Source organism: Nocardiopsis sp. iso_186 (assembly GCF_056173365.1).
The window spans coordinates 4,884,487-4,906,912 of record NZ_CM149670.1 but is presented as its reverse complement, the minus strand read 5'-3'; the positions used below and the strand labels follow the sequence as shown (position 1 = coordinate 4,906,912).

At 69.0% G+C, this 22,426-nt stretch carries 21 protein-coding genes and 1 pseudogene; 9 read left to right on the top strand and 13 right to left on the bottom strand.

Features of this window, described 5'->3' with window-relative positions; genetic code table 11:
* Nucleotides 1-118: 118 nt before the first annotated feature.
* Entirely contained in the window at nucleotides 119-382 is a 264-nt protein-coding gene (locus tag AC0VYP_RS21240) for a hypothetical protein (RefSeq protein ID WP_475471473.1), read from the bottom strand.
* Between the two features lie 5 nt (nucleotides 383-387).
* On the bottom strand, nucleotides 388-1,326 hold the full coding sequence (locus AC0VYP_RS21235; RefSeq protein ID WP_475471471.1) for an ATP-binding protein: 939 nt from the start codon (nucleotides 1,324-1,326) through the stop codon (nucleotides 388-390).
* Nucleotides 1,327-1,810: 484 nt separating this feature from the next.
* On the opposite strand from AC0VYP_RS21235, the gene AC0VYP_RS21230 reads away from it, so the two are divergent.
* From AC0VYP_RS21230 to AC0VYP_RS21210, 5 genes are all read left to right on the top strand, one after another.
* Nucleotides 1,811-2,653, top strand: coding sequence for a helix-turn-helix domain-containing protein (locus AC0VYP_RS21230; RefSeq protein WP_475471469.1), 843 nt, complete (start codon nucleotides 1,811-1,813; stop codon nucleotides 2,651-2,653).
* A 2-nt stretch (nucleotides 2,654-2,655) separates the two neighbouring features.
* On the top strand, nucleotides 2,656-2,877 hold the full coding sequence (locus AC0VYP_RS21225) for a DUF397 domain-containing protein (protein ID WP_475471467.1): 222 nt from the start codon (nucleotides 2,656-2,658) through the stop codon (nucleotides 2,875-2,877).
* Between the two features lie 279 nt (nucleotides 2,878-3,156).
* The gene (locus tag AC0VYP_RS21220) at nucleotides 3,157-3,885 is read left to right on the top strand and encodes a GntR family transcriptional regulator (RefSeq protein ID WP_475471465.1); all 729 of its coding nucleotides are present in this window, start codon (nucleotides 3,157-3,159) and stop codon (nucleotides 3,883-3,885) included.
* A 485-nt stretch (nucleotides 3,886-4,370) separates the two neighbouring features.
* Nucleotides 4,371-4,511 (top strand): hypothetical protein, encoded by a 141-nt coding sequence (locus AC0VYP_RS21215; protein WP_285758700.1) that lies wholly within the window; start codon nucleotides 4,371-4,373, stop codon nucleotides 4,509-4,511.
* Nucleotides 4,508-5,668, top strand: a complete 1,161-nt coding sequence (locus AC0VYP_RS21210; RefSeq protein WP_475471463.1) for a methyltransferase domain-containing protein — start codon at nucleotides 4,508-4,510, stop codon at nucleotides 5,666-5,668. The genes AC0VYP_RS21215 and AC0VYP_RS21210 overlap by 4 nt, the downstream gene beginning before the upstream one ends.
* Nucleotides 5,669-6,044: 376 nt before the next feature.
* Here AC0VYP_RS21210 and AC0VYP_RS21205 read toward each other — a convergent pair whose 3' ends face one another.
* The 4 genes from AC0VYP_RS21205 to AC0VYP_RS21190 all read right to left on the bottom strand — a co-directional run bounded on the left by AC0VYP_RS21205 (nucleotide 6,045) and on the right by AC0VYP_RS21190 (nucleotide 8,573).
* The gene (locus tag AC0VYP_RS21205) at nucleotides 6,045-6,893 is read right to left on the bottom strand and encodes a sulfurtransferase (protein ID WP_475471461.1); all 849 of its coding nucleotides are present in this window, start codon (nucleotides 6,891-6,893) and stop codon (nucleotides 6,045-6,047) included.
* A gap of 74 nt (nucleotides 6,894-6,967) precedes the next feature.
* Nucleotides 6,968-7,375, bottom strand: a complete 408-nt coding sequence (locus tag AC0VYP_RS21200) for a hypothetical protein (RefSeq protein WP_475471460.1) — start codon at nucleotides 7,373-7,375, stop codon at nucleotides 6,968-6,970.
* Nucleotides 7,368-7,733, bottom strand: a complete 366-nt coding sequence (locus AC0VYP_RS21195) for a hypothetical protein (protein ID WP_475471458.1) — start codon at nucleotides 7,731-7,733, stop codon at nucleotides 7,368-7,370. Before AC0VYP_RS21195 ends, AC0VYP_RS21200 begins: the two co-directional genes overlap by 8 nt.
* Before the next feature lie 117 nt (nucleotides 7,734-7,850).
* Complete coding sequence (locus tag AC0VYP_RS21190; RefSeq protein ID WP_475471456.1) at nucleotides 7,851-8,573, bottom strand: MIP/aquaporin family protein; 723 nt, start codon at nucleotides 8,571-8,573, stop codon at nucleotides 7,851-7,853.
* Nucleotides 8,574-8,974: 401 nt separating this feature from the next.
* Here AC0VYP_RS21190 and AC0VYP_RS21185 point away from each other — a divergent pair, with 401 nt between their 5' ends.
* The gene (locus tag AC0VYP_RS21185; RefSeq protein ID WP_475471454.1) at nucleotides 8,975-11,071 is read left to right on the top strand and encodes a HelD family protein; all 2,097 of its coding nucleotides are present in this window, start codon (nucleotides 8,975-8,977) and stop codon (nucleotides 11,069-11,071) included.
* 98 nt (nucleotides 11,072-11,169) lie between these two features.
* Here AC0VYP_RS21185 and AC0VYP_RS21180 read toward each other — a convergent pair whose 3' ends face one another.
* Nucleotides 11,170-11,658 (bottom strand): acyl-CoA thioesterase, encoded by a 489-nt coding sequence (locus tag AC0VYP_RS21180; protein ID WP_475471452.1) that lies wholly within the window; start codon nucleotides 11,656-11,658, stop codon nucleotides 11,170-11,172.
* Between the two features lie 157 nt (nucleotides 11,659-11,815).
* Nucleotides 11,816-11,968 carry a hypothetical protein gene (locus tag AC0VYP_RS21175; RefSeq protein ID WP_475471451.1) on the bottom strand — a complete coding sequence of 51 codons (153 nt, stop codon included), beginning with the start codon at nucleotides 11,966-11,968 and terminating at the stop codon, nucleotides 11,816-11,818.
* A 1,088-nt stretch (nucleotides 11,969-13,056) separates the two neighbouring features.
* Here AC0VYP_RS21175 and AC0VYP_RS21170 point away from each other — a divergent pair.
* Nucleotides 13,057-13,434, top strand: a complete 378-nt coding sequence (locus AC0VYP_RS21170) for a hypothetical protein (RefSeq protein ID WP_475471449.1) — start codon at nucleotides 13,057-13,059, stop codon at nucleotides 13,432-13,434.
* A gap of 111 nt (nucleotides 13,435-13,545) precedes the next feature.
* Here AC0VYP_RS21170 and AC0VYP_RS21165 read toward each other — a convergent pair whose 3' ends face one another.
* Both AC0VYP_RS21165 and lysX read right to left on the bottom strand, forming a co-directional pair.
* Complete coding sequence (locus AC0VYP_RS21165) at nucleotides 13,546-14,262, bottom strand: DUF998 domain-containing protein (protein WP_475471447.1); 717 nt, start codon at nucleotides 14,260-14,262, stop codon at nucleotides 13,546-13,548.
* Between the two features lie 5 nt (nucleotides 14,263-14,267).
* The gene (gene lysX / locus AC0VYP_RS21160; RefSeq protein WP_475474323.1) at nucleotides 14,268-17,591 is read right to left on the bottom strand and encodes a bifunctional lysylphosphatidylglycerol synthetase/lysine--tRNA ligase LysX; all 3,324 of its coding nucleotides are present in this window, start codon (nucleotides 17,589-17,591) and stop codon (nucleotides 14,268-14,270) included.
* A gap of 310 nt (nucleotides 17,592-17,901) precedes the next feature.
* Between lysX and AC0VYP_RS21155 the strand changes: the two genes are divergently transcribed.
* Entirely contained in the window at nucleotides 17,902-18,810 is a 909-nt protein-coding gene (locus AC0VYP_RS21155) for a universal stress protein (RefSeq protein WP_475471445.1), read from the top strand.
* Nucleotides 18,811-18,865: 55 nt separating this feature from the next.
* Here AC0VYP_RS21155 and AC0VYP_RS21150 read toward each other — a convergent pair whose 3' ends face one another.
* Both AC0VYP_RS21150 and AC0VYP_RS21145 read right to left on the bottom strand, forming a co-directional pair.
* Nucleotides 18,866-19,720: a S8 family serine peptidase gene (locus tag AC0VYP_RS21150; protein WP_475471443.1), complete on the bottom strand. Its 855-nt coding sequence runs from the start codon at nucleotides 19,718-19,720 to the stop codon at nucleotides 18,866-18,868.
* 55 nt (nucleotides 19,721-19,775) lie between these two features.
* Nucleotides 19,776-20,945, bottom strand: a pseudogene (locus AC0VYP_RS21145) (S8 family peptidase); the annotation flags it as partial.
* Here AC0VYP_RS21145 and AC0VYP_RS21140 point away from each other — a divergent pair.
* Nucleotides 20,935-21,102, top strand: coding sequence for a hypothetical protein (locus AC0VYP_RS21140; RefSeq protein ID WP_475471441.1), 168 nt, complete (start codon nucleotides 20,935-20,937; stop codon nucleotides 21,100-21,102). The pseudogene AC0VYP_RS21145 and the gene AC0VYP_RS21140 overlap by 11 nt on opposite strands.
* Before the next feature lie 319 nt (nucleotides 21,103-21,421).
* On the opposite strand, the gene AC0VYP_RS21135 is transcribed toward AC0VYP_RS21140, so the two are convergent.
* Nucleotides 21,422-22,399 (bottom strand): AAA family ATPase, encoded by a 978-nt coding sequence (locus AC0VYP_RS21135; protein ID WP_475471439.1) that lies wholly within the window; start codon nucleotides 22,397-22,399, stop codon nucleotides 21,422-21,424.
* Between the last annotated feature and the right edge of the window lie 27 nt (nucleotides 22,400-22,426).

The following is a 22,426-nucleotide window of genomic DNA, read 5'->3' as shown; positions in this document are numbered from 1 at the left end:
GTTCGGGCAAAATCGGCACACGCCTTGGACGGCAGGCGCACAGCTGGTGGTCGAGGGGAGGGAGGGGCCGCGCGTGCGGGGTGAGCGGACGCGCGGCCCCCGCTTGACGTCCGGTCGGTTACCGGCCGGGGTGGTCCGGGGAGTCGGGGTGGTCGTCCAGGGCCCGCTGTTCGGTGCCCAGCTGGGTGAGGAGGGCGTCGAGGGTGGGGGCGTGCAGGTGACGCCTGCGCCCGTGTGCGTGTTCGGCCCGGGTCAACGGTGCGCGCCGGTGCGCGCTCCACGCCCGTTGGGGGTCGGTGTCAGGGGTGTGGGTGATGGTCCAGGCCGGGAAGTCCCACCGCACCCGGGCCAGGGCCGCAGTAACACTGTTGGGGGTGTCCACCGCGTTCACCGGCCCGGCGGGCACTGCGCCGGGGCGTGGGCGTAGGTGCGTACGCGGGGTGCGGTGTAGGTGCGCAGGGGTGAGGGCGGCTCGTAGACGTGCAGGCAGTGGTCCAAAAGCTCCACGTCGGAGACCGCGAGCACGTGGGCGGTGACGCGGTTGCGCGCGGTATAAGGCGCGGCCTCTCCGTAGCGGTAGGTCACCTCCCACAGAGCCGAATGCGACTTCGCGACCTCAGCGAAACGCGGATAGTCCGGGATACGCGGCACCACCCGCGCCTGACGCATCGGTGCGGACTGCGCCCCGGGCACACCCGACACGGCTTCGGGGGCACCGGCGCAGTGACGGCCCATCCGCCGGGCGGGCATCATCGCCGCCACCACCAACACACTCGCCAACGCGAGCAGGGACAGCAAACGTGGCGGGGTCCTTTTTCGGTGGGGTGCGGTCGTTGGACGGTGGCGGTTCACCGAATGCCTTCCTCGCTCTTCGCTTGGTCGCGCTTGGGTCAGGATCGACGCCTCGGTTTCGGGTGCTCCGAGGACCCATTCCAGGGTGAAGAACACGCCCTGCGTGTGGGCCATAGCGCCCCAGTCGGTGGACATCGCCGCGACCAGGAACAGTCCGCGTCCGTGCTCGGCGTCCGCTCCAGGCGTGCGCACGCGGGGCCGGTCCAGCACGTCGTGGGGATGGCGGTTTCTCACCTCCACCCGCACCCTGCCCGCGTCCACGCGCACCTCGACGCCATAAGACGATCCGGGATCACCGCTGTGGGTGTGCGTGATGGCGTTGGTCGCAAGCTCGCTGACCAACAACCCAGCGGTCTGACTCACCTCGGGGGGAACAACCGCTCCGGGGTCGGTGACCAGGGCTGCGGCGACAAACCGCCGCACCTCGGCCACACTGCCGGGGATGCCAGGAAACACCGCCGCGCACACCGCCATCACAACCCCCCGCCATTCACGCGTCGTACGTAGGGGCGGACCCTGGCCGTGCGCTTGAGACAGGAACAATCACTGCCTGTAGCCTTGTTCATCAAGTCTTGAACCTGCTTTCTCCAGGTTTAAGGCGATGGTCCTGTTCGGTGGTCACAGACCGGACAGGACCTCTGTGTGTCTAGGAGTCGCTAGAGGGAATCCCTCGCACCCTGTTGCTCGCACCAACTCCTCTCTCAAGATGGGAATCCCATCCGCGTCCTCGGCTTGGTGATGCAACCATGCCACCAGTTCTTTCTCAGATTCAGGAAAAGTCGCTCGAACTGGTCATATCTTGGGCAAATTGCAAAGCAAGAGTCCGAGAAGTAGGCCGACAATCACAGTTTCAAGGATGGGCTATCCGTTTGCAAGTCCCATTCGAATATTCCATACGGGAATCTACCGGGGTTGGGTGCGGCATGATGGGGGCATGATGACAAAAGGAAGCCCGACGGTGGCCCGCTGGCAGCTCGCACGAGAACTTCGTCGCCTGCGTGGCGACAGGTCGTTCAATCAGGTCGTCAAAGACGTTCGTACGGCGACGTCTTCACTGTCGCGATGGGAGAACAGCGGGGAAGGCGGTTCGGTCCCGGGACTCCTTGCGCTGGAACGCCTGCTTGAGTACTACGGCGTCTCCCCTGAGGAAACCGAACGCCTACTGGAGCTTCGGGAGGTCGCGCGTCGGCCCGGTTGGTGGCAGCCCTACGACGTCACCAAGTTCTACGCCACTTACATCGGGTTGGAAGACTCAGCGACACAGCTTCAGAGTTTTCAGGCGCAGCTGATCCCTGGATTGCTTCAAACCGAGGACTATTCGCGGGCGGTAGTCGCCGCGACGAACCCTGATCTTTCGCCAAGCGCTGTGGAACAGCTCGTGAAGGTCAAGATGACGCGCCACGCGGACTGGATGGAGCGATCGGCGCCCAAGCTCGTGGCGATCCTGGGCGAGACGGCGATCCGTCAAGAGCTGGGATCGCCCGGAGTGATGAGGGAACAGCTCGAACAGCTCTTGGAACTCTCCACCCAGCACCACATGCTGACGCTTCAGATCCTTCCGTATTCTGCGGGTGGCCATCAGGGGCTTGAGCTGTCCTCGTTCGTCATCATCGAGGTGGAGCCGGACGCACTCACGACGGTCTACCTCGAAAATCCCACCGATACCCTGTTCTTGGACAGCGCCAAAGCTGTCACGAGCTACCAAAATCGTTTCAACGGCTTGCGTACAGCAGCCTTGGGCACCGCGCAGAGCCGCAAGCTACTTGAAAAAGTCGCACGTGAGCATGCCGAGAAAGGATGACGATGGACACCACCGACTTCCGCGAGCACGCAGCCGGCAGCTGGCGCAAGTCCAGCTTCTCTGGCGGCCAAGGGGACTGCGTGTTCATTGCTCGGGTCGGTGACACGGTGGGCATCGTGGAAGCCGACGACCCCGAATCTTCGTCCGCCTCGATCGTGCTCACCCCACTGAGCAACTTCCGGAAGTTCATCGAAGGGGCCAAGGCGGGAGAATTCGACCTGTAGCCGCACGGCAGGTGACGACAGCCCTCGGGGGTTCTCCGAGGGTTTTGTCGCGTCTGAAGTCATATGCGGTACTGATCGGCCAGTCGCACGCCGACCGAGGGGCAAGCGGTGCGAGTGAGCCGGGTGGGGTGTTCTTCGTTGTGGATGAGCAGGATTCCGGCGCATATATGCCCCGTGTAGAGCGTCGTACAAGGTTGTGGAAACAATAGAGGTGGGAACAAGCGGTCCATCCGACAACGCCTTGCCGTAGCGTGCATACGTGCCCGAGGAAGGGTTGAAGTGACACCACACGACCGGCCGCGTCCGCCCTATGCGCAGATCGCAGACCACTACCGCGAACTGATCGCCAACGGCGAACTCGGCGAGGGTGCTCGCCTGCCAACCGTGGCCGACCTCGCCACAGCCTTCTCCGTCTCCCCCGGCACCGCCCACAAAGCAGTGCGGCAACTTCGAGGCGAAGGACTCGTGCGCACCACCCAACAGGGGACGACTGTTCTCGGCCATCGCGCCGTCCCCGCACCACCGGAACGGGTCCGCAAATCGCACCCGACCGGAAGCGACCTCGTAGACGTCACCGAAGCGGGCATTGTGCCCATGCTCCCCAACGTCGGCGCGGCACTGGGTATCAACGCGGACGCGCTCAACCTCACCGTCGTGCGCCGCCAAGCGATTACTTTCCGGGCCGGGAAGCCCTATCGGCTCTCCGTGGGCTGGCTGCCGGTGGCTTTCACCAAAGAAGTGCCCGAACTGCTGGAACCGTTCCCCATCACGAACGTCCTCGACCTGGTCGCGCAGAGAACCGGTCGCACGGCGACCGGCGGGCGGGACTACTTCGAGGCCCGCTACGCCGACCAGCGGGAAGCCGACGCTTTGCGGATCGCCGTGGGTTCGGCCGTACTCGCCGGGACCTCGGTCTGGACCGACGGGAGCGGACCCATCCAGTACTACGAATTCGTGTTGCCGCCCCACCACGCCGTCACCAGCGACTACGCCTGGGACACGCGATAGGGGGGGGCGAAGTGCATTGACGAAGCACCACGGCGACGCCTCTCGTGGATTCCCCGAATGCTTTGTCACGCCCGGGGTCGTACGCGGTATCGGTCGGCCGGTCGCACGCTGCCCGAGGGGTAAACAGCGCGGGTGAATCGCGCGGGGGCTGCCTGGGGTGCAGCGGGTTGTGTCGTGGATTGCCAGGATCGCGGCGCGGGTGGTGTGCAGGGCGGCTTTTTCGGCTGGAGAACAGGGGGACTGCGTCCGCCAAGTGGGTCGGAGCCGTTGGGCTTCGCCGCTCTTTTCCCGGTCGGCGCCTGATCCTCGGGTCCCGCCCTGAGGTGCGTGCGTGTACGGGACCGGTCGCCTGGCCCTTATCCGTCCTACCGGGTCGAAACCCGAGGCGGGCACCTTGACCGGTGCCGGACGGAAACGCTGACGGTGCGAGGGCACGCGCTTACGGTTGTGGCAGCGGATTTGCCCTGAACGAATCGGAGTCGGCAATGGGGCGGCACGGCAACGACGACAAGCCCGAGGACAGTGGGAAGGGCGGGGACTGGCAGAGCGACGGCCAGGACGACAGCAAGCACGGGAGCGGCGAACCGGTTGAGCCGCAGAGCGGTGACGGCCAGGAACCGCGGTGACCGCTGATCCGCCCCAAGGGCCGGACTCGCTGGTTCGGCTCTTGGAGTCCTTGGGGGCGCTGGGTGATCCGGCGTGGCGGGCGGCCTTCGCCGCCGTCCCCCGGCACCGGTTCATCCCGGATGTGATCTGGCCGCGCGATGCCCAAGACCCGGCCTGGCGTGCGCCTTTGTCCTCGGACAGTCCGCAATGGCGTTCGTGGGTGTACTCGGATTACGCGCTGATCACCCAAGTCAACGACGGCGAGCCGGCGGGCGGCGACGGCAGGGGCCGGTACCCGACCAGTTCGGCGTCCCAACCCTCGCTGATGGCGCGCATGCTGGACGCGCTCACAGTGAGCGGTGGGGAGAGCGTGTTGGAGATCGGCACGGCGACCGGTTTTAACTGCGCTTTGCTGTGCCATCGGCTGGGATCTGGTCGCGTCGCCTCGGTGGAGATCGACCCGGCGTTGGCGGAACAGGGGCGCGCGAACCTCGCTGCGCTGGGCTACCGGCCGCACCTGGTGGTGGGGGATGGATCGAAGGGGGTGCCCGAGCGGGCGCCCTTCGATCGGGTGGTGGCCACGGTGGCGGCTCGTGAGATCCCATGGGCCTGGGTCGAGCAGACGCGGCCGGGCGGCGTGGTGGTGACTCCATGGGCGACGAGTTATTACGCGGCCGGGCTGTTGCGCCTGGACGTCGGAGACGGTGGCGCGTGCGGGCGTTTCCTCGGGGACGCGCCGTTCATGCTGCTTCGCGGCCAGCGGTCGGCCAAAGGGGGGCTGTGGGACTTCGTTGACGAGAGGGCGCCGGGAGTCGAGCCCTATCGGGCGGTGTTCGACCCCTCCCCGCTGGCGCTGGACGACACGGGGTTGGACCTGGCCGTCGGGGTTTTGGTGCCGGGCCTGGCCTACTATCGCTTCGACGCCAAGGACGGCAGCGGAGAGGCCAGCGTGTACGCCTATGATCGGGCGGGTTCCTGGGGGCTAATCGAGTACGAACCCAACGCGTCCGAGTATGAGGCGTACCGGTTCGGGCGGCGTGACCTCTGGGCGGAGGTCGCGCACGCGTGTTCGTGGTGGAACGACGCGGGTCGTCCGGGCCGTGACCGCTTCGGCGTCACGGTGACGGCGGCCGGTCAGCGGGTGTGGCTGGACGAGCCGGGAAACGTCGTGGCCTGACGAGAAACACCCCGACCACGCCCCTCGTGGATTCCCGAATGCTTTGTCGCGCCCGGCGTCGTACGCGGTATCGGTCGGCCGGTCGTACGCCGACCGGGGACAAACGGTGCGGTTGGCGTGCGGGGCGGCTTTTTCGGTGAAATCGGGGCATCGTTCGCCGGTGTGGACGATGATGGTGGGCGGGTCCGTTGGGCGGCGCGCTGGAGGACCGGTCCGGCGTCCTCCGGCGCGTCGCGCAGCCGATCGCCGTCGCCTGGCGGACCATTGGTCCCGTACCCTCCGTCTCGCCCAGACTCACCGCGTGGCCGCCCACTAGCCCAAGTTCGCAGGCCACGCGGTGATTGACCCGACCACCGCCCCCGGTGGCCCCTGCCCGTCAGCCGGTCTCGGCGGGCAGCGACCCGTCGGCCCCCCACGCGCTCCAGGAGCCCGGGTAGAGCCGGGCGCGGTCGAAGCCCGCGTGCTCCAACGCCAGCAGGTTGTGGCAGGCGGTCACACCCGAACCGCAGTAGGCGGTCACCGTCCGGGCCCGGTCGGCGCCGAGCGCGGAGAAGCGCGCGCGCAGGTCCTCGGGGGAGGCGAAGCGCCCGGCAGACGTCAGGTTGTCCTGCCACGCGGCGCTGCGCGCGCCCGGGATGTGGCCGGGGCGCGGGTCCACGGCCGCCGGATCCGCGCCGGTGTAGCGGCCCGGTGCCCGGGCGTCCAGCAGCAGGTGCCGCTCGTCGCCCGTGTGGGCGGCCACGGTCTCCTTGTCCGCCACACGGTCGGCGGGCCACTCCCTGGTGGCGCGCGGACGCGCCACCGGCACCACGCCGCCCACGTCCATGGGCCCGTCCCAGGCGGGCAGGCCCCCGTCCAGGACGGCGGCCGAGGAGCCCAGCGCGCGCAGCATCCACACCAGGCGGGCCGCGATGGAACCCCCGGCGTCGTCGTAGGCGACCACGGCGGTGTCGTCGCCGATTCCCAGCCGCGACAGGGTGGCGGCGAAGTCGTCGGGGTCGGGCAGCGGGTGCCGGCCGCCCTCGGCGGTGGCGGGGGCGGCGAGGTCGGCGTCAACGTCCACGAACACCGCGCCGGGCAGGTGTCCGCCGAGGTAGGCGTCGCGCCCCGACCGCCCGTCCAGGTACCAGCGGACGTCGGCGACGAGGACGTCGTCGTAGTGCGTATCCAGCCACTCGGGGGAGACGGCGACGGGCAGGGACGGGGTGTGATCGGGTTGCGCCATACGGTCAGGCTAGTGCGGGGCCCGGCGCGGCGCGATCGGTTCCCCGTGGTGTTCCCGGGCTTTCCACGGGACGTTCACGCTGATCGGGGGCGTACCCGGCGCAGCCACAGCAGCCCCAGGACCGGGAGGACCAGCGGCACGAACCCGTAGCCCTTGCCGAACGCCGACCACACGGTGTCGTGCGGGAACGCCTCGGGGATCAACAGCGTGAGGGCCCCGACGCCCACGACACCCGCGAACTCCACCGCGCAGCAGGCCACCGCCACCCAGTAGGAGGCCCGCCCTGCGCGCGCGATGCCGATCGTGGCGACGATGTAGATCACAGCGGCCACCGCCGAGAGCGTGTAGGCCAGCGGGGCCTCGTCGAACTTGGTGAGGATCTGCACGGTGGAGCGCCCGGTGGCCGCCACCGCGAACAGCGCGTAGACCGCGACCAGCAGGCGTCCCGGGCCGGTGCGCCCGGCCGACTCGGCGTCAGACAACGGGAGGGTTCCAGATCTGTTCGAGTCGCACCATCATGACCGGCAGGATGAGGCAGGCGAATGCGATGACCGCCGGCCCCCACTTGCTGCGCTCCATGAACCCCCACGCGGCGCAGGCCGGGGGGAACAGCACGACGGTGACGAGGTAGCTGAGGAAGGTGGCGGTCTCGGCGGGTCGCTGGCCGTCAACCAGCAGGGTCACCGACACCGCGAGCTGGGCGAGCAGGAGGACCTCCAGCACCGCGAGGCCGATCAGGTGCGGCACCACCATGGGTTGGCCGCGAAAGACCGACACCAGGAACCAGCCGGCCATGGCCAGCGAGACCAGTTCGATGATGGTGGTCAGGGCGTCAACCACGACTCGCTCCGCGCATGCCCTCGTCCGCTCCGCCTCGGTTCGTTGCGCCAGGCCCGCCCTGGACTCCTACGCAGCGTAGTCCCTGCCGGGGGCGCGGCGTATCCGGGGTGCGGGGCCCTAGATCATCGCGTAGACGGCCGACCCCACCCCGCCGCCGAGCAGGCCGCCGATGACCGGTCCGGCGATCGGGATCCAGGAGTAGCCCCAGTCGGAGCCGCCCTTGCCCCGGATGGGCAGGAAGGCGTGCGCCAGGCGCGGGCCCAGGTCACGGGCCGGGTTGATGGCATAACCGGTGGGTCCGCCCAGGGACAGGCCGATGCCCACCACCAGCAGTGCGACGATCAGCACCCCGGTACCCGAGAGTGTGAGCCCTTCGTTCTGGCCGGTGGCCACGATCACGAAGACCAGCGCGAACGTCGCGATGATCTCGGTGACCATGTTCTGCGCCGGGTTGCGCACCTCCGGCGCGGTGGAGAAGATGCCCAGGTAGGGGCCTTCGGTGTTGCCGAACTGCCCGAGATAGGTCAACCAGACCAGCGCCGCGCCCACGATCGCGCCGAGGATCTGCGCCACGATGTAGACCGGGACCTTCGCCCACTCGCCGGTGTCCAGCGCGAGGCCCAGGGTCACCGCCGGGTTGAGGTGCGCGCCCGACAGCGGCAGCGCGATGTAGGCGCCGGACATCACCCCCAGGCCCCAGCCGAACGCGATGGCCACCCATCCGGCGTTCTGCGACTTGGATCTGCTGAGCGTCACGCCGGCCACGACCCCGCAGCCGAACAGGACGAGGATCGCCGTTCCGAAGAACTCACCGACGAAGATCGTTGCGGTTGTCACCATGAACCTCCGGATATCACCGTGTGCGACTATGCAGTGCCTACCCGCGACCGTTCCGGTTTATTACCTTGATTTCTTTCTGTCCCTAAAGTCAACAAAGTAATTCATCGGTGCGGTTGAGGATGGTTTTTCTGGCGATTCCAGGACAGAAATCCGCAAATCAGACCGATGGCGTCTGCTGGGTCGTCCACGGCTTCGAAGCGTGAAAGGGCCCGTCCGGCGGGGGCGAAGTGCCAGGTTGTCCCCCGGGTGGAGGGTGCAATAGGATCGGTCCTTCGTTTTGGCGGCATTCACCTGCGCGCTGAGGATCGGAACGAACCGGGCACTCTGCACACGAACCGGGGCGGGACCCACGCACCGCCGCCACCGCCCGTTCCCGCCGACCAGCAGAGGCCCGCTACGCCATGACCGACACCCGGCTCCCCCCTGCCCTCGACCCCGAGATCCAGGCCGAGCGCGACCACCTCGCCGCCTCCCGGGAGGCCCTGCGCCGGATGCGCGCCGACGTCGTCGAGACCGCCACCTCCCTCGGTGACGTCGTCGGGGACAAGGTCACCAACGAGGTCCTGCGCCGCGCACGCGCCAAACGCGCCGAAGAGCTCGTGGACCTCCCCGACGTCCCGCTGTTCTTCGGCCGCCTCGACTACGCCCCCGGCGCGGTCTTCGAGACCGACCCCCGGGAAGGCCGCACCGCCGCTCGGACCTCCGACGCCGACCGCGTCTACATCGGCCGCCGCCACGTCCACGACAGCGCCGGGACGCCCATGGTCCTCGACTGGCGGGCTCCCATCTCCATCGCCTTCTACCGGGCCACCCCCGCCGACCCGATGGGCGCGCGGCTGCGCCGCCGCTACGGTTTCTCCGGCCTCGCCGAACTCACCGCGTTCGAGGACGAGCCGCTGGTGGGCCCCTCCGCCGCCGACGCGGGCGGACGCCTGCTCGCCCAGGAGATCGAACGCCCCCGCTCCGGCCCGATGCGCGACATCGTCGCCACCATCCAACCCGAGCAGGACGACCTCGTGCGCGCCCCGCTGGAGCGGTCGCTGTGCGTGCAGGGGGCTCCGGGAACCGGCAAGACCGCGGTCGGCCTGCACCGCGTCGCCTACCTCCTCTACGCCGAGCGCAAGCGCCTGGCCCGCACCGGGGTGTCCATCGTCGGCCCCAACCGGTCCTTCCTCTCCTACATCCGCAACGTCCTGCCCGCGCTGGGCGAGCTCGACGTCCGCCAGACCACGGTCGAGGACCTGCTCGGCCACGTCCCGGTGCGCCGCACCGAGGAACCCGACGTCGCGCGGCTCAAGGGCGACGCGCGCATGGCCGAGGTGATCCGCCGCGACCTCTGGTCCCTGCCGCGCGAGCCGGCCGACGCGCTGGTCGTGCAGCGCGGATCGCGCCGCTGGCGCGTGCACCCCGAGGAACTGTCGGCGATCCTGGCCGAGCTGCGCGAACGCGGCGTCGCCTACGGGTCGGGCCGCGACCTGCTGGCGCACCGCCTGGCGCACGCGGTCCTGACCCGGATGGAGGAGGCGGGGGAGGCGTGCGACGACCGCACCCAGGACCAGGTGCGCCGCACCAAGGAGGTCCGCGCCGCCGTCGTGGCGATGTGGCCCAAGGCCGACCCGGTCAAGCTGGTGCTGGGCCTGCTCACCGACCCCGAGCGTCTGGCGCGCGCCGCCGACGGCGTCCTCACGCCCGAGGAGCGGGCGGCCCTCACACTTCCGGGGAGGCCGCGCGGAGCGAAGTCGGCGCGCTGGTCGGTCGCCGACCTCGCGCTCATCGACGAGGCGGCCGACCTGATCGAGCGGCCCGTCGCGCTGGGCCACGTCGTCGTGGACGAGGCCCAGGACCTCACCCCCATGCAGTGCCGTTCGCTGGGGCGGCGGGTGGCCACCGGGTCGGTGACCGTCCTGGGCGACGTCGCCCAGGGCACCGCCCCGGGTGCGGCCGGCGACTGGGCGACGATGCTGGGCCATCTCGGCAAGCCCGATGCCCGCATCGCGGTCCTGGACCGCGGCTACCGCGTCCCCGCCCAGATCATCGACTTCGCCGCGCGGTTGCTGCCCGCCATCGCCCCCGCCCTGGGCGCCCCGGTCGCGGTGCGCCAGGCCCCGGGGGCGCTCACCCGCAGCGAGGTCGCACCGGAGGCCCTGACCGGTGCGGTGGTCGAGGCGTGCGCCGCCGCGCTCGGGGAGGAGGGCTCGGTCGGTCTGATCGCCGCCGACGCCGACGTCCCGGCCCTGCGCGACGCGCTGGCCGCAGCGGGCCTGGCAGCGGCCGTCCTGGGGGAGAGCGAGGACGCCATGGAGGCCGAGCGCCTGGTCTGCGTGCCCGCGACCCTGGCCAAGGGCCTGGAGTTCGACGCGGTGGTGGTGGCCGAGCCCGCCCGCATCGTCGCCGCGGAGTCCCGGGGGCTGCACCGGCTCTACGTCGTCCTGACCCGCGCGGTGTCCAGCCTGACCGTTGTGCACGCCGAGCCCCTGCCGGAGGAGCTGGGCCGCTGACCCGGGCCGCCCGGACGAGCGGGCCGGGAACGGCTGTCCACCGGGGAGGCCCCACCGGTCCGCGTTCGGTGCGGGCACCGCGCCGAGGCGTTTACGATCTAGCCGGCATTTGTGGCCGGCTGTGCTGAGGAGTGCATCAACGGCTGCGCGGCGGCGCGCATCTCGTCGCTGAGGGTGGCGGGGGTGAGTGTCTCGGGGTCGAGGTTGATCTGGACGCGGGTGCCTTCGGCGTGGATGATCGCGCCGTCGAGTGAGACCACCCGGAAGCCGTAGGTGCAGCTGGAGCGTCCGATCCGCTCGATCCAGAAGTGGACCCCCACCTTGCCGGTGTCGGTGACGGGGAAGTGGTAGGTGATCTCGAAGGAGCGTACCGCCAGAACCGAGTCACGGGGGAAGCTGGACCGTGCGGGGTCGCGGTGCCATCCCAACTCGGTCCAGTGCGCGGTGACGGCGTGCTCCAACAGGAGCGCGTAGCGGGAGTTGTGCAGGAAACCAGTTGAGTCGAGGTCCTCGAAGTGGACGTCAACCGGCTGCACACGACCGAACTCCGATTCGGTGCCGAGCGGGGTTGCCTCGAGGGTGGTCACGTGATGCCTTTCTGTCAACGGTGGGGCGGGGGTACCGGATGGCCTTCGCCTGGCAGGAGGAGGCCCGCGCAGTGCTGTGCGGCCGGTCTCAGGGGTGATCCCTGTGCGCTTGTCGGCGTGCTCCTTCCCCGCTTGTGGTCGGGGCCGCCGTTCCCGGTCACGGCGTTATGCCTTGCGGGTCACGCGCGGTTGAGCGTCCTGCGTCACAGGGGCTGCCCACCACGACTACGGCGACACCGATGGGGTAGGGCGCGCCCAAGGTGCGTATGGCCGCTCCCGCCACCGTGGCCGGAGTGGGTTGCGTCTGCATGGCGAGAATTCCTTCGCGGTTGTCCTTCGGGAGGGCGAGTGCCCCGTAGGATTTTGCTCTTTCCATGCTTTCACAATGTTTCCATGAGGAAAGTACACGATCACTTGCTTCCAAGGCAAGTAGATGCCGGGGGAAATGCGGTTCGCTCGCGACAGCACTGGCGTGTGGGGACAGTGGGAGGGCGCTCCCGTCGGCGGGTGGCCAGCCGTTTCCCGCAACGCGTTTTGGGGTTGATCGAAGCGTCCGCGAGGGGCGTTCGCCCACGGGGAGTTCCGCCGGCGCTGAGTCAAGGGTGCAAAGAACCGGTTCCGCGAGCAGGAGCACTCGGCGCGGGCGGGGGAGCGCTTCGCCCTCGGGCGGTTGCGTGTCCGCCCGAGCGGCGGACCGACGCGTTGCGGAAAATGCCACCGAACGGACACTCGAACGTCCGTCCCATCCATTAGGCGACCTGCCCGGACGTCGGGGCGTCCGCCCCGGTTGCCCCGGCAGAACCGGGTTCGACAGCGGACGGTTTCCCGGCGCGGGTTGCACGGCAGCGCGGTACGGCCTGGTCCGCGGCCTCGTGCCGGGTGCACGGGGTGGGCCTCTCGGGCGTCCTCGGCTTCGCAGGCGCTCAGGCCGCTGCGAGGCGCGGCGTTCCCGACGGGGTGAAGCTCATGGTCGTTCACGAGGGACACCGCGGTGTCCCTGGCACGTGCGATCCAGGCCCTCAAGGAGTGACGGGAACCGTGTCGAGGCCACTACCGGTATCCCCGGGGCGGGGGAGCCCGTGGGTGCGCCGGCCTTGGTCGAGGGACGGGGCCGCTCACGGCCGAGTTGCGGCCCTGAACTGCTCACCGGGCGTCGCCCCTTGCATTTATCGAATGTCTTTCCGGCCTGCTTGATCCGCTCGGAAAGCCCTCTGAACAGCTAATACAACAGAAGAGTGCTGCAAAGACAAATGAAAGTAAAAACAAGCAGAAAGAAAGCCACACGGGCCCCTGGTGGTCGCCCTCCGGGTGTGGTTGACTGCACTGCGTCAATACCCCTTAACGGTGCGTTCTCCCCGTGCCCCCGGATTCCGCGCCCCGTCATTGACCAGGAGCCGCATGTCTGCTTTCGCGCGAAGCAAGTCCGTCGCCTTCTCGATGGCCGTGGGACTGCTGATGTCCCTTGTCGTGGCTGTGGGCGGTGCAGCCCCCGCCTCGGCCGCCGGCACCTTCCGCCTGTGCAACGTCGCCGGCGACTATTCCGCCACCGCGCATTTCCCCGGTCGCGGAGGGTTCTCCACGTACGTGACCAATCCGGGCCAGTGCAACAGCATCAGCACCAACGGCGGCGAGTCCTTCTACGTGAAGATCACCAGGTTCAACTCCGGCGGCCTGTCCAAGAACAGCACTTCGTACCACATCCCCTCCGGTCGGAGCATGCAGTTCTCCACCGGTGGGACCTTCGCCTCCCCCCAGTTCACCCCGCAGGTCTACTAGGGTTCCCGGCCGTGAAGGACCGGCCCCGCCGCGCCTGCGGCGGGGCCGGTCGTGTTCGGCCCCCGTCGTTCACCCGCCCCGCGCTGGTGTCCGGGCTCCAACCGCCAGGTGTCACCCGGGGACCGGTCCGCCTCCGGTGCTGGAGGCCCCGCCGCCCCACACCCCCGGAAGACAGACCACGCACACCAGCCAGGCCGCCACCCCGACGATCTGCACGCGCTGGGCGACACCGAAGCCCTCCACCGGCTGGCCCGCGCCGACGGCGAGCAACAGCAGGACGACGATCATCGCGACCGCCTGCACCCCGAACACGGCCGCCGCCACCAGGAACCGGGGTCCGCCCGAAGGACGCAGCGCGATGGCCATTCCGGCCGCTCCCACCAGCGCCATCGTCCCGGCAAGGCTGCTGCTGACCGCGTGCCAGGTGTGCACCGCCGACAGGGCGCCGGCGGTCTCGGCCGACGCGCACACGGCGTCCGCGGAGACGGCGCAGTCCATGGGCAGGAACGAGTCGGCGGCGGTGGCCAGCCCGAACCCCGCCAGTCCCAGCCACGCCACCAGGTGCCAGCATCCCCGCTCCCCGGTGAGGACCCCGCACACCGCTGCCAGCGCCGCCAGCACCCCGGCCGCGCGGTCGGCGGCGGAGAACAGCCCGGCGTAGGGCTGATCGGCGGCCGACAGTTCGCTGACGAAGCTCAACGTCGGGCTCAGTCCCGTCGCCAGGCCGAACTCCAGCAGCCACAGCGAATAGCACCCGGCCGCGATCAGCGCCGACGCCCGGCCCACCGCCCGCACCGCATGTTCCCCGTTGGCGGGGACCTTTCCCACGCCGATCATCGGGGACCCGGTTTGACCAGCGGGAACGGCAGCGTCTCCCGGATGCTGCGGCCGGTGATGAGCATGACCACCCGGTCCACGCCGATCCCCAGCCCGCCGGTGGGCGCCATCGCGTACTCCAGAGCGGTCAGGAAGTCCTCGTCCAACTCCATCGCCTCGGGGTCGCCTGCCGCGGCGGCCAACGACTGCTCGGTCAGCCGCCGACGCTGCTCCACCGGGTCGGTCAGCTCCGTGTAGGCGGTGCCCAGTTCCGTTCCGTAGGCCACCAGATCCCATTTCTCCGCCAGGCGCGGGTCCCCCCGGTGCTGGCGGGTGAGCGGGGAGACGCTCGTGGGGAAGTCCAGGTAGAAGGTCGGCCGGGTCGTCACGCTCTCCACCAGGCGCTCGTAGAGTTCCAGGGTGATCTCCCCGTGCCCCCAGCCGGGGTGCAGGGCGATTCCGTGCCCGCGCGCGATGCGCTCCAACTCGGTGACCGGAACGTCGGGGCCGACCTCCGCCCCCACCGCGTCGGAGATCGCGGTGTTGACGGGGATCGCGGGCCATTCCCCGGAGACGTCCACGTCCTCGACCGTCCCGTCGTCGCGACGGCGCCGGATCACCGCGCTGCCGTTCGCGGCCACCGCCGCCGTCTGGACGAGCTCCTGGGTGAGCCGGCGCATGTCGTGGTAGTCGGCGTAGGCGTGGTAGGCCTCCAGCATCGTGAACTCCGGGTTGTGCCGCACCGACACCCCCTCGTTGCGGAAGGTGCGCCCCAGTTCGAACACCCGGTCCATGCCCCCCACGCACAGCCGCTTCAAAAACAGTTCCGGCGCGATGCGCAGGTACAGGTCCATGTCGTAGGCGTTGATGTGGGTGGTGAAGGGGCGGGCGTTGGCGCCGCCGTGCACGGGTTGCAGGATCGGCGTCTCCACCTCCGTGAAACCCCGCCCCGTCAGGCTCTCGCGCAGGCTCCGCACCACGGCGCTGCGCGCCCGCAGCAGTGCGCGGGCATCGGGGCTGACCGCCAGGTCCAGGTAACGGCGCCGCACCCGGGTCTCGGGGTCGCCGATGCCCAGGTGTTTGTCGGGCAGCGGACGCAGGCACTTGGCCGTCATCGTCCACTCCGCGGCCAGCACCGAGAGTTCGCCGCCGCGCGAGGTCGCCACCGGGCCGGTGACTCCCACGAGGTCGCCGATGTCCACTTCGCGCCGCCACCGTGCGAGCCCGGCGGCCCCGGTCGCCTTCTCGGTGAGCATCACCTGGAGCCGCCCCGACCAGTCCTGGACGGTCGCGAAGCACACGCCGCCGTGGTCGCGCACCAGCAGGACCCGGCCCGCGATCGACGCCGTGTCGTCGGTGACGGTGTCCGCAGCGGTCCCGGCGTGGGCTGCTGCCAGCTCCGCGCAGGTCCGGTCCGGCGCGAACCCCACCGGGTAGGGGTCGGTGCCCCCGGCGCGCATGGCGTCGGCCTTGGCGATGCGCACCCGCACCTGTTCCGGAAGCGTGCCGTGCGCGGGGTCCCGCGTTTCGCCCTGCCCGTCCTGTGGCGCCGCCCCGCGCACCGGGGCGTCCTGCTCGGGCAGCGCGGCGGGCGCCGAGCGCTCGGCGGCGATCGAGGAGTGGACGTCCCCCCGGTTGAACAGCGACAGCAGGCTCGGCGGGGTCACGAACCCCTCCGCGATCCCCGCCGACAGCGCGACCCGGGCCAGATCGCGGGTCTCGCCGAAGCACAGGTAACGGGGGTTCCACCAGGGCCGGTACTTCACGTTGGAGCGGTACAGCGCCTCCAGCTGCCACCAGCGCGACAGGAACAGCAGCAGACCGCGCCACGCGCGCAGGACCGGTCCCGCGCCGAGCCGCGCGCCCTCCTCGAAGACGGACCGGAACACCGCGAAGTTCAGCGAGACCCGCTGCACGCCCAACCGGCCGGCCTGGCGCATCAATGAGGCGACCATGAACTCCATCAGGCCGTTGTCGGCCGCGCGGTCGCGCCGCATCAGGTCCAGGGACAGCCCCGACGGGCCCCACGGCACGAACGACAGCAGCCCCGCCACCTCGCCGTCGGGCCCCAGCGCCTCGGCCAGCACGCACCGGCCGTCGGCGTTGTCGCCCAGCCGGCCCAGGGCCATGGAGAAGCCGCGTTCGGTCTCGGTGTCGCGCCAGGCGTCCACCCGGTCGATGATGCGTTCCATCTCCGCCGCGTCGATGTCGCGGTGGCGGCGGACCCGGAAGGTGTACCCGGCGCGCTCGACCCGGTTGGCGGCCTGGCGCACCACGCGCATCGCCCGGCCCTCCACGGTGAAGGTGCCGACGTCCAGCACCGCTTCGTCGCCGAGTTGGAGCACCTTGAGTCCGGCGCGCGCGTACGCCGTAGCACCCTCCTCGCCGGCCCCCGTCACCGCCGGCGTCCAGGCGTACGCCTCGGCTTCGCGCAGCCACGCCGAGATCGCGCCGCCCCACGCCTCGGGGTCGCCGATGGGGTCCGCGCTGGCCATACTCACCCCGGCCACGACCCGGTAGGTCACCGCGGCCTTGCCGCTCGGCGAGAAGACCACGCTCTTGTCGCGGCGGGTGGCGAAGTAGCCCAGTGAGTCGCGGTCGCCGTGCGCGTCGAGGAGCCGGCGCACGTGTGCCTCGTCGGTCGGGCTCAACTCGGCCTTCGCCCGTTGGGAACGGAACATCACCAGGAGCGCGGCCAGCAGCGAGAGCGCGCCCATGAGGCCGATCGTGAAGTTCACCCAGGTGGGGGCGTGGCCCGGGCGTCCGACCGTGAGCTGGAACGCGCCGCCCAGCGTCTTCTCCAGCGACCATAGCGCGCGGTCGGTGGGATCGGTCAACGTGCCCGGGGCCATGGTGACCAGCCCCCAGCCGATCAGTGCCGACGCCCCCAGCCCGAGGACGAGCACCCCCAGCGCCTTGGGCATGGAGGCCGGCTGCACCTTCGCGCGGAACTCGTCGCGCGCCAGGACCAGCACCACCAGCAGCACGGTCATGATCACCGCGTTCGGGACGATGAGCCACAGCAGCAGCCGGGTCTCGTGTTCGCCCGCGGGGACGAGGTACAGGCCGAGCAGCACCGCGTAGTCCACGATCACGACGAGCGCCGTGTAGGCCACCGCGATGCGGTAGGCGGGGCGTTTGCGCATGGCGAGGGCGCCGGCCAGCAGCGCCAGGAACATCGCGTAGGCCAGGTTCGCCGGGGCCGGGATGAACACGACCTCAATGACCTCGGCCACCCGGCCGGTGGCGTCGCGCAACGGCAGGAACAGGGCGCGCAGCGCGCAGACGACCGCGATGAGGGTCAGGGCCCAGGAGAGGACCGTGGGAATCCTGCCGCGCATCCGGTGCCACGGGGAGGGGCCGCCGGGGCGCCGGGGACGCCCCGGGCGCCGTCGTTCGGTCGCGTTGGTGGTGACCGTGGCACTCAACCGTTACCCCCAGTTGTCATTGGTTTGCCCTTCGTAACCTACTGAGTGCGGCGGGTGCGATCGGGGCACCGCACCGCCGCGTCGTCCCCCACCACGATCCTCTCTCCTTGCGGGCGGCGCGACGTCGGGCTTGCGGCTGAATCCTCGGGCATCGGGTATACGACCAGGGGCGCCACGTGAGTGGTGCCGAGGTTGGTCGGTGAGCGGGAGTGGAGCGGTACGGATGAGTGACATGGCCGAGGTGCGCAGGGTGATCGTCGGGGTGGACGGCTCCGACTCCAGCAGGTATGCCCTGGAGTGGTCGGCCCAGGAGGCCCGGTTCCTGGGTATGGGGCTGCACATCGTGGCCGCCGTCGAGGTGCCCGACGTCAACGGCCCCTTCGCGGAGCTGCTCCGTTCCCGGGGGGCCGCGACCGACTCCCCACGGGTCAAGGACGCCGAAGCCCTACTCGCCTACGCTCGCGACTGGATCCTGCGGCTGTACCCCGAACTCGACGTGGCCACGAGGCTCGTCTCCCGGCCCGCGGCCGACGCCCTGCTCGAAGTCGCCGACGAGCCCGGTTCGGCCCTCGTCGTCGTCGGGTCGCGGGGGCGCGGCAGCCTCGCCGCTGCGTTCGGCGGGTCGGTGAGCGTCGAACTCGCCGCGCGCTCCCCGCTTCCGGTGGTGGTCCTGCCCAACAAGCATGAGGCGGTGCGCGGTGCGCGGGGACGCATCGTCGTGGGGGTGGATGGCTCGGACAAGGGGCGGCGCGCCGCCGAGTTCGCCTTCGCCCAGGCGGCCGAGCGCGGGGCGGAACTGGTCGCGGTGTGTGCCTGGCAGCCGATCACCGCGTTCGCCATGACCATGGGGCCGGTGCCCGCGGAGATCTTCGACGACGACGCCGTCGCCGGCAGCGCCCGCGAGACACTGGCCGACGGGATCGTCAACCTGCGCGAGCGCTACCCGCAGGTGGCGGTCAACGCCCGTGTCGTCCGTGCGCACCCGGTCGTGGCCCTGCTGGAGGCGGCGACGCCCGCCGATCTGATCGTCGTCGGATCGCGCGGCCGCGGCGGTTTCGCCGGCCTGCTCCTGGGCTCGGTGAGCCAGTCGGTCCTCCACGGCGCCCACGGCCCGGTGGCGGTTGTGCACTGACCGGAGCGAGCGGGAACAGGACTACCAGTTCGGGCGCTGTCCTCCCGCTGGGGGGTCATGTCCGGACCTGAACGGGAACGCTGATCCGGTTGGCGATCGGTGTGTAGATGTCCGTCTCCGTATCCGGAGTCGTCAGCGAGACCAGCAGTGAATACCGCACCGGCCGGGTAGGCCGGTCGCTGAGCTTGGTGTCCTTCCACCACCCGCCGACCGGGACCACCCCGATAGCCCCGGAGGCCGAGAGAGCGGCAGCACTCCCGAACCAGATGTCGGAACTGATCGATCCTCTGTTGCGTGCTTTCTTTCCGATGAGCCAACGTTTGTCCGAAGGCGAGGAACTCTCGGTTCTGCTTTGTCGCTCTTCGTCTTCCGCTTCTTTGCTCAGACGCAGGGAGAACGCTCCCACGTCTTCGGTGGGAAGCTGGACGTCGAAGCTCAACCGGTGTGAAGGGTAGCGATAGCGTCCTTGCCAGCCCCGATTCGAGGGGTTGGGCTCCACGAAATAGGAAAGCGTCACTTTCATGCTGACGTCTACCGGCCCCAGCGCCTCGAGTTCTTCCCTGGGCCAGGGAAGTTCGTGCAAACGGAACGCTCGCACCGAGAATCCGGAAGATTTTTCGCGCTTTCCGAATGGACGAAACTCGTCCTCGACCATCATCGTGGCCGAGTTTCGGGCGCTGTTGAGGACGGCGGTCTCTGTTGGCACCCCCCACCCGTACTGTCGGAGCAGTCGGTGGCGGTCGGTTTTTCTCCTCGCCCCTTTGAACTTGGCGAGCATCGGGTCGGTCCACTCGGCGGCGTGTACGAGAAGGCCGCGAACGGTCTCCGGCCACAAGGACGGGTAGCGTTCCCACACGAGCGCTCCGAGGCGCGACGCCTGTGCGGTGGCCGCGCTGGTGGCATTCGCCATATGGAGAAGACTGGGCGGGGGGGCCGGTGGTGACAAGGCTCATCGACTCGTGGTCGTAGACCTCCGAGAAATTCGCGCTCCGAACAAGATTGCCGCCTTCGAGAACGATGTCCGGTTTGTTTGGCCAGGGGTTGGCGAAACCCACCGAGGTCCTACTGAACGGCGAGAGTTCTCCTGCGGGGGCGATCGGGTGGTAACCCTTCAGAAGCGGCGCTTCCGGGTCACCCATCAGTTCTGTGTATGCGCCGACGGTCAAGGCGTTCCATGCCTGCGCGGGGTCTTCCACGATCGAGGTGGCGCCGATTCCCAGGTAGTCGCTTTTCCAGTTCTGGTACTCGCCGGCGTTGATGTTGCCCGCTGAGACGACATAGAGCCGGGCCGCAGCCGGATCGGGGGCGCCCAGCAGTTCTATCCCGTCGTCGCTGTGGACGACACCGGTCCCGAACGCGAGCGCGTCGATTGACGCCGACCACGAAGTGGGGCGCCCACGAGTTGAAGGGCTCTCCAGGTCGGTGATCGCAAGAGAGAAGACGCGTTTTCGTTCCGGAGAATCGATCTCGGCCTGTGCGGTGCCCTCAGCGGTCACCGCACCCCGTAGCGGAGGTTCGGTTGCCTGTTCCGGGTCGATGACCTTGACCGACTCCAGGCGGGTACGGACGACCGGTGCCTGAGGGGTGAGGAGGGCACTGGCCAGCCCGGTACCGAACAGCGCCAGACCGGCCATCCGCGTGCCGTGATGGCCCATTCTCTGCTGATCGTCGGGAGTAGTGCCCGAGAGGGCCGTGAGGGCCGGTTGCGCCAGGAAAGGACTCAACAACGGGTGACGGATGATGCCGGTGTCCAGGAGGCAGACCGCCGGGGCCTGTTCATCCGGCGGGAGCAAATTGCCCGCCAGGTCCTGCGTCAGCTCTCTTTGAAGTGGAGCGTTCGCTCCGAAGATCTCGTGGATTTCGCTGGGCCGGTGCAGTTCGGCCAGTGACGCGTCCGTGGTCAGGATTCGAGCGAGACCAGCCGCAGTCGTGCGGACGTTGGCGATGACGTGGTCGTGGATCTGAAGACCACCACGGCCGAGCTCCCAGCCGTACCGGCGGGCTGCGACGCGCAGCGAGTCCAGCGGGTGGTGATCGGCGGAGCGCCGAAGCAGCCAGACCTCCCACCAGCGTGTTTCGTCGTCTTGGGAAAAAGGATCGTCTTCTGCCCAGAGATGATCGAGAGTGGAGATCATCAATCGCTGGATATTGGCGACCAGTTTCGCGTTCTTCGGTTTTCCCGACTTCGTGTTCTGTGTGGAGAACTCGTCCAGTTTCCTGAAAAAGGACGCGATCGCGTGGGGCGGCAGCCAGACCACAGCGTGTTCAGGTCTGCCCTGGTGCGAGGGGTGAACGGTAAGCACTTTCCCGCCGTTCGCAGCCACACTGTCCACCGCGAGTTGGTAAGCGGTTTCGTCTGTCCACCCCTCGACGGTCAGGACGATTCCGTCGTCCCGGATTTCAGGAGGGGTGTCGGTTTTTCGGGTGCGGGACACCTGCTCGGCGTGGACGAGCGCTTCCCGGAGGCCACGGGAATGGCCGACTCGGTCCACCGGCCTGATTTCATTCCCGCGCCCACCGCCCGACGCCCGGTAGTCGATGTCTCGGCCGTGCTCGGGTACGACGAGGTGCGGGAGATTCGCCCGGCGAATTCTCCCAGCAGGGTTTTCTGTCATGCGCGGGCCATGCGCCTTTCGTCCAAGGCCGTGATCAGGTCGATGTCGGTGATGGACTCGGAATCGCTGAGGATCGCGTATTTCGCTGCGGTCTCCGCAGCGCGGACCAGTTCCGCATGGCTGAGGTCGCCTACATGGCCATGCAGTTCTTCCCAGTTGACGGTCGAGGTGTCCATCACCGCCACCCGGCCGCGGACCACCTCCACGGCCTGTTCGGCATTAGGACGATCGTAGGCGATGACCGCATCAAATCGGCGGAAAAGTGCCTGATCCAGAAGCTGCGCATGGTTTGTGGCGGCAATGACGAGACTTTCCGGTCGTGTCTCGTCGAGAAAAAGTAGAAAAGTATTCAGAATTCTTCGCGCTTCACCCACGTCGTTGCCGGCGCCGCGTTCTCCGCCAAGCGCATCGAACTCATCGAACAGGTAGACGGCGCGTGTTTCAACCGTGGCATCGAAGATGACCCGTAGTTTGGCTGAGGTCTCGCCCATGAAGCGGCTGATCAGGCCGTCGAGGCGGATCGTGAACAACGGCAGGCGCAGCTCTTTCGCGAGAACTGCGGCGGTCATGCTCTTCCCGGTGCCAGGTGGACCGACGAGAAGGAGCCGGTGCGTCGGTTCGAAGCCGAAACTTTCCAGGCGCTCTCGTTGTCGTTGCTCGCGAAGCACACGCTCCAGTCGGGAGCGGACAGCCTGGGACAGTGTCATGTCCTTGAGCTGGATCTCCGGGTACTCGGCCGTGACAAGGTCTGCCAGTTCGCCCTTGGGCTTGATCACCGGAGTGGGGGTTGAACCGCGTGACGGTGAGACGGAGCGGGCGTCGTCGATCAGTTCGCGCAGGTCTGAAGCGAAACGGGTGTGGCCTTGGCGGGCGGCTTTCGCCGCAACCTGGAGAGCCACGGAGTAGAAACCCTGGTCATCGTTTTTTGCGTGCGCTCGCACGAGGGCTCTGACGTGGTCTGCGGTTGCGGACATGGCATCCTCCTCGCTGTTCGCAGGGTG